This is a genomic window from Thalassolituus sp. UBA2009, from assembly GCF_002335285.1.
In the GTDB taxonomy this organism is placed as follows: domain Bacteria; phylum Pseudomonadota; class Gammaproteobacteria; order Pseudomonadales; family Oceanobacteraceae; genus Venatoribacter; species Venatoribacter alkanivorans.
This window is the reverse complement of sequence record NZ_DDCJ01000161.1, coordinates 1-5,213: the sequence shown is the minus strand read 5'-3', so window position 1 is coordinate 5,213 and position 5,213 is coordinate 1. Positions and strand designations below refer to the sequence as shown.

At 55.2% G+C, this 5,213-nt stretch carries 6 protein-coding genes; 2 read left to right on the top strand and 4 right to left on the bottom strand.

Annotation, left to right across the window (positions count from 1 at the left end):
* From B3P58_RS20020 to B3P58_RS20005, 4 genes are all read right to left on the bottom strand, one after another.
* A partial coding sequence (locus B3P58_RS20020; protein WP_286720101.1) for an MJ0042-type zinc finger domain-containing protein occupies window positions 1-836 on the bottom strand: 836 nt, incomplete at its 3' end.
* A 9-nt stretch (window positions 837-845) separates the two neighbouring features.
* Window positions 846-1,736 (bottom strand): 50S ribosomal protein L11 methyltransferase, encoded by an 891-nt coding sequence (gene prmA / locus B3P58_RS20015; protein ID WP_286720098.1) that lies wholly within the window; start codon window positions 1,734-1,736, stop codon window positions 846-848.
* Window position 1,737: 1 nt separating this feature from the next.
* Complete coding sequence (gene aroQ / locus B3P58_RS20010) at window positions 1,738-2,187, bottom strand: type II 3-dehydroquinate dehydratase (RefSeq protein ID WP_286720095.1); 450 nt, start codon at window positions 2,185-2,187, stop codon at window positions 1,738-1,740.
* 134 nt (window positions 2,188-2,321) lie between these two features.
* The gene (locus B3P58_RS20005) at window positions 2,322-3,923 is read right to left on the bottom strand and encodes a diguanylate cyclase (RefSeq protein WP_145469690.1); all 1,602 of its coding nucleotides are present in this window, start codon (window positions 3,921-3,923) and stop codon (window positions 2,322-2,324) included.
* Window positions 3,924-3,992: 69 nt separating this feature from the next.
* Here B3P58_RS20005 and B3P58_RS20000 point away from each other — a divergent pair, with 69 nt between their 5' ends.
* Together B3P58_RS20000 and B3P58_RS19995 are read left to right on the top strand one after the other, a co-directional pair.
* Entirely contained in the window at window positions 3,993-4,754 is a 762-nt protein-coding gene (locus B3P58_RS20000; protein ID WP_286720091.1) for a transglutaminase-like cysteine peptidase, read from the top strand.
* Window positions 4,755-4,756: 2 nt separating this feature from the next.
* The coding region (locus B3P58_RS19995; protein WP_286720088.1) for a LapD/MoxY N-terminal periplasmic domain-containing protein at window positions 4,757-5,213 on the top strand (457 nt) is incomplete at its 3' end.

Genomic DNA, 5,213 nt, shown 5'->3' with positions numbered 1-5,213 from the left:
CCGGTGAGCCAGCCCCAGGGGAGTTTGCGACGGCGCTGTTTGGCCAGCTGCAGGGGTTCTTCCTGTAATCCGGCAATGCTGCTGGCCGGCAGGCTGATTTCCAGTGTTTCGGTTTGCAGGCCATCATCACCGCCGAGGGTGAAGTCATTCCGGTTGTGGTGCTGATCGGTATCGTCTTCGTCATCGAGGAAACCGTGGAAGTCATCTTCTTCCGGTGGTGGCAGGTCGAAGTTGAATTCATCGTTGCCGCTCAGTTTCAGGCGTGAGGAGGTAACTTTCTCTTCCTTCATCTGCCGGATGCTGTCGTCATCGTCATTCAGCAGGGCATTGGCCCAGGACTCATCATCGTCCTTAATTTTGCCTTCGTCCTCTGCATCCATGTCAGAGAAATCGAGGGTGTCGTTGCTGACGTTACGCAGGCTGAAAATAGAATCGTCCATTTCCAGTTCAATACGGGGTTTGGGCCGTTTCTGCTTTTCGGGAGCGCGCAGATTGAAGTCGGTAAACGGATCGTCGGCGAGGGTGTCAGAGATAGGGTCATCGTCCATATCATCGTGGATCAGACCGGTATCATCGTCATCTTCTTCAATCGCTGGCTGACTGGCGGCGGGTTTGCTGGCTGGACGGGCCTGAGGGGCCGCCGGGGCTTTTACCGTATCCGTCTTGGGCTGTACGGCTACCGCGGCCGCAGCGCCTTCCTGAATAAAGTGTTCGGCAGCTTTAAAAACCTGCAGGCAGGAGCCACAACGCACCATGCCACGGGCAGCATTCAGATGCTCATCGCGAACGCGAAAGCTGGTCTGGCAATGTGGGCAGCGGGTTACGTGAACAGCCATGACAGATCCTTAACGTTTAATCCCTGTAAGAATAACCCAATCACCCATTTGTTCCGCCGGGTTCATGATGAACCACTGAGCATAACAGGCCGAGACTTCGTCTGCCTGCTCGGCCAGCAGGCCGGACAGAGCCAGTTTACCACCCGTACGGGTCAGTTCCGCCATGTGCGGCGCGAGGCTCATTAATGGTCCGGCGAGAATATTGGCTACTGTCATATCCGCCTGTACTACCGGCGTCGCTTCCGGCAGATAGATTTCGTACTGACTGGCATCAATACCATTACGTTCGGCATTATCGCGGGTGGCAGTCAGTGCCTGCGGATCGATGTCGACGCCAATCATATGTTTTGCGCCAAGCAGCAGGGCGGCAATCCCCAGAATACCGCTGCCACAGCCGTAGTCGACGACCAGTTCGTTGCCTTCAATCGCGCCGTCGAGGTATTTCAGACACAACGCGGTTGTCGGGTGGGTGCCGGTACCAAAGGCCAGCCCCGGGTCGAGCATCAGGTTAACGGCATCCGCTTGTGGCGGCTCGCGCCAGCTTGGGCAGACCCACAGGCGCTTGCCGAAAGGCATCGGATGATAATCGTCCATCCAGGCGCGAACCCAGTCTTTGTCTTCCACCAGTTCCAGCTTGTGTTCAGGCAGTGCAGTACCGCCTTCGGCGGCATACATCAGGGCAATCTGCTCCAGCAGGGCATCGCTGTCCTGATTGGCATCAAACAGGCCGATGATCTGGGTTTTATCCCAGATCGGCGTGGTGCCCAGCTCGGGTTCGAGAATCGGCTGGTCAGCGTCATCCTGCAGCGTGACCGATAAGGCACCGGCGGCCAGTAATGCATTTTCAACCGCTTCAACATCGGCCTGTGTGGCGTGAATACGGATCTGAATCCAGGACATGTTATACGTTCTCCGCGTTTAAACGGCTGATAGCCGCCTGCAACGCCAGGTCATAGCCCTGCACACCGAGTCCGGCGATCACTCCGACGGCAATATCCGACAGATAGGAATGATGGCGGAAGACTTCGCGTGCATGGACATTGGAAATATGAATTTCGATAAAAGGGATCGCAACGCCGGCCAGTGCATCGCGCAGGGCGACACTGGTATGGGTAAAGGCGGCCGGATTAATCAGGATAAAGGCCGTGCCATCCGTGCGTGCGGCATGGATGCGGTTGATCAGCTCATGCTCAGCGTTGCTCTGGAATTGTTCCAGGGTAAAGCCTGCGGCGCTGGCGTGCTGGCTCAGCTGCTGCTCAATATCGGCGAGGGTTGTGTACCCGTATATATGCGGTTCACGACTGCCCAGCAGATTCAGATTTGGCCCCTGCAATACCAGAATGCTTGCCATGATGATTCCCCTGAAATGAAGAAATAGGATCGCAGACGGCAGGCGCCTGTAGGCCGGCCGGCCGATATGACCCGAAAGCCCGCGAGTTTGCCGAAAAAGCCGGCGAGCGTCCAGTTCTGGCGGGGATAGCTTGGTTATTCGCCTTGTTCGGCGGTCTGCACCTGATTGCGGCCGTTACGTTTGGCGCGATACAACGCCTGATCGCTGGCAGCGACCAGTTCGCTGATGCTCTGGCCACTCCATTCGGCGATACCGCAGGAGAAGGTCACGCGCAGTGACTGGCCATCATGAATCAGGTTGGCAAAGTTGAGACGGATATCGTCCATGATCTGGCGAGCCTGCTGGGCGGTGGCGTCGAGCAGGATGATGGCGAACTCTTCACCACCATAGCGGCCGATAGGGTCGGATTTGCGCAGGCTCTGGCGCAGGAACAGTGATAGGTTGCGGATCACCAGATCACCGGCTGGATGACCATAGCGGTCATTGACCTGTTTGAAGTGATCAATGTCGACCATGACAAAACTGATAGGCACATCTTCATTTTTGCGCATGGCATCCTGCAGGGCCCCCAGCAGGTGGGTGTGATTGAGCAGGCCGGTCAGGCTGTCACAGGCGATCAGATTCTGTAGCTGGCGGGCACGGCTGACACGGTTACGCAGGGTGGTAAGCAGATGCCCGGAATCGACAGGTTTGGTTAAAAAGTCGTCACCGCCTTCGGCCATGGCGGCTAACTGGCGTTCGCGGTCTTCTTCGCCGGACAGATAAATGATGGGCAGGTTGATGTATTCACGTTGCTGACGGATCACTTTAGCCAGCTCCATGCCATTGCAACCAGGCATATACATATCCATCAGGATCAGATCCGGTGTAAATCCGCTAAGAACATCGAGTACCAGCAAAGGGTCGTTAGCGACCTGAGTGACCATACCGGCTTTATTCAGTACGTTGGCGGTATGGGTTGCCTGTGCGCGGGAGTCGTCGATGATAAGAATTTTGAAGGGTACATCGGGGGTGCTGTCGAGCAGGTTTTCCAGATGGCCGATGACCGACTGGACGTCCATTTCTTCGTAAATTCCCAGGCCTCCGTTGCGCAGAGTCGCCAGACGTTGTTCCAGCGTTGGCGGTGTTTCGCGATAGGTGAACAGCACCGGCAGCGGATTTTCACGGCTTTGCTGCAGGCTCTGCGCCAGTTCCAGTCCCTGACCGGGTCCGGCAAAGTCGAGATCCAGCACCACGGCCGCGGGATGACGTCGTTCCAGTGCCTGGGCAAAGTCATGGGCGGTGCGCTGCAGCTCAGGACGTAAGCCAAAGTACTGCATCTGCTCGGCCATGGTCAGGGCATGGTCGGTATTACTGAGGGCAATATAAACCGGTTTTTTTTCCGGAATCAGGGTGTCTGCGTTTTTATCGTCGGTATGGCGTAATGCCGTTTTACTGAGGGCGATAATTGTTTGATTGAGGCTTTCCAGCTGGGCACTGTCGGGGCTGTGGCCAACGGCGATATGGGCCAGCGTGGATAATAACTGACGGGCCAGTTTTTCATGCCGGGCAGCTTCAAAACGTTGTGCAAAACGCACCAGCTTTTCTACCGCGAGGGTGAAATCCATCATGCGCTCAGCACTCCAGTGCTGTGCCGGCAGCTGGCGCCAGAGATCAATAACCTGACGAACCTGATTAATAACCCGGAAGGAGAAGTGTTGTTTTAGGCGGGCTGCAGGGCTCAGGTTATCCGTCATCAGTGTTACTTCTTAGCTACAGATGTTCTAAGAGTAGCAGTTTCTGCGCCGGACTCATGTTGTCTGTCTATGCTTAATGGTAACAATTTTTATCTGTTGGTTGCCTGTCTGCGCATGGATTTCTCCATCATTATGTTTTGCTCCCGTCGTCAGCCGGACTACCTCAGGTGGCTGCCATGGGTGTTACTTGTTTCGCTGTGCTGGCATTTTTCCGGGCAGGAGAGACTGTATGCGGATACTGAAGGCTGGGTGCCTGAGTCTCTGACCCAAAAGGCGCAGCAGCAGTATGACGCTCCTGCGGCGGCGCGGATTGACGCCTGGCGACAGGTTTTACATGGACTGGCGGATGCCACCGAGGCCGACAAGCTTAAAGGGGTGAATGATTTTTTTAACCGCAAGTTGCGCTTTGTCAGCGATGAAAAACACTGGGGCAGGGATGACTACTGGGCCACACCTTATGAAGCTCTGGGCAGTGATGGCGGCGATTGTGAAGACTATGTGATTGCCAAATATTACTCGTTGCGCAAGCTGGGCGTGGATACCAGTAAACTGCGCATCACTTATGTGAAGGCGATCCGTCTGAATCAGGCGCACATGGTGTTAACCTATTTCCCCACACCGGATGCGGTACCTCTGGTGCTGGATAATCTGATCGGCATTATTGCTCCGGCCAGTGAGCGCGGTGATTTATCGCCGGTTTACAGTTTTAATGGCGATGGTATGTGGCTGGAGCGTATGAAGGGCGAAGGGATTCGTATGGGGAATCCGAATAAGCTCGATTTATGGACAGATTTACGTGTCCGCATGAACCAACTGGGAATGGACTTATAACAATGACATTGCGACAACAATTTTCCCTGCTCACTGGTTTGCTGGTTGTTATTTTACTGGCTGGTAATCTGCTGGTGATGGTTATAAATGGCCGTGATTATTTTCAGCAGCAGCTGAATGCCCGGGCTTATGATGCGGCGACTTCTCTGGCTTTATCCATGTCTCAGGTTGCTGCTGATGACGAGGTGCAGTTAACCCGTCTGATGGATGTGCTGTTTGACCGTGGTTTTTTTGCAGAGATCGAATTGCAGCGGGTCGACGATGAGCCCATCTATCGCCGCAGCCGCGATACGCCGGGGGATTTACCAGCGCCGCGCTGGTTTATGCATTGGGTCGGGCTGGAAATGATTCCGGCGGAAGCGGATGTTACCCGTCAGTGGCAGCGTCTGGGAACTGTGCGTGTTGTCAGTCACAGTGATTTTGCTTACCGCGATCTGTGGGCGATGGTGCGCGCCGAGC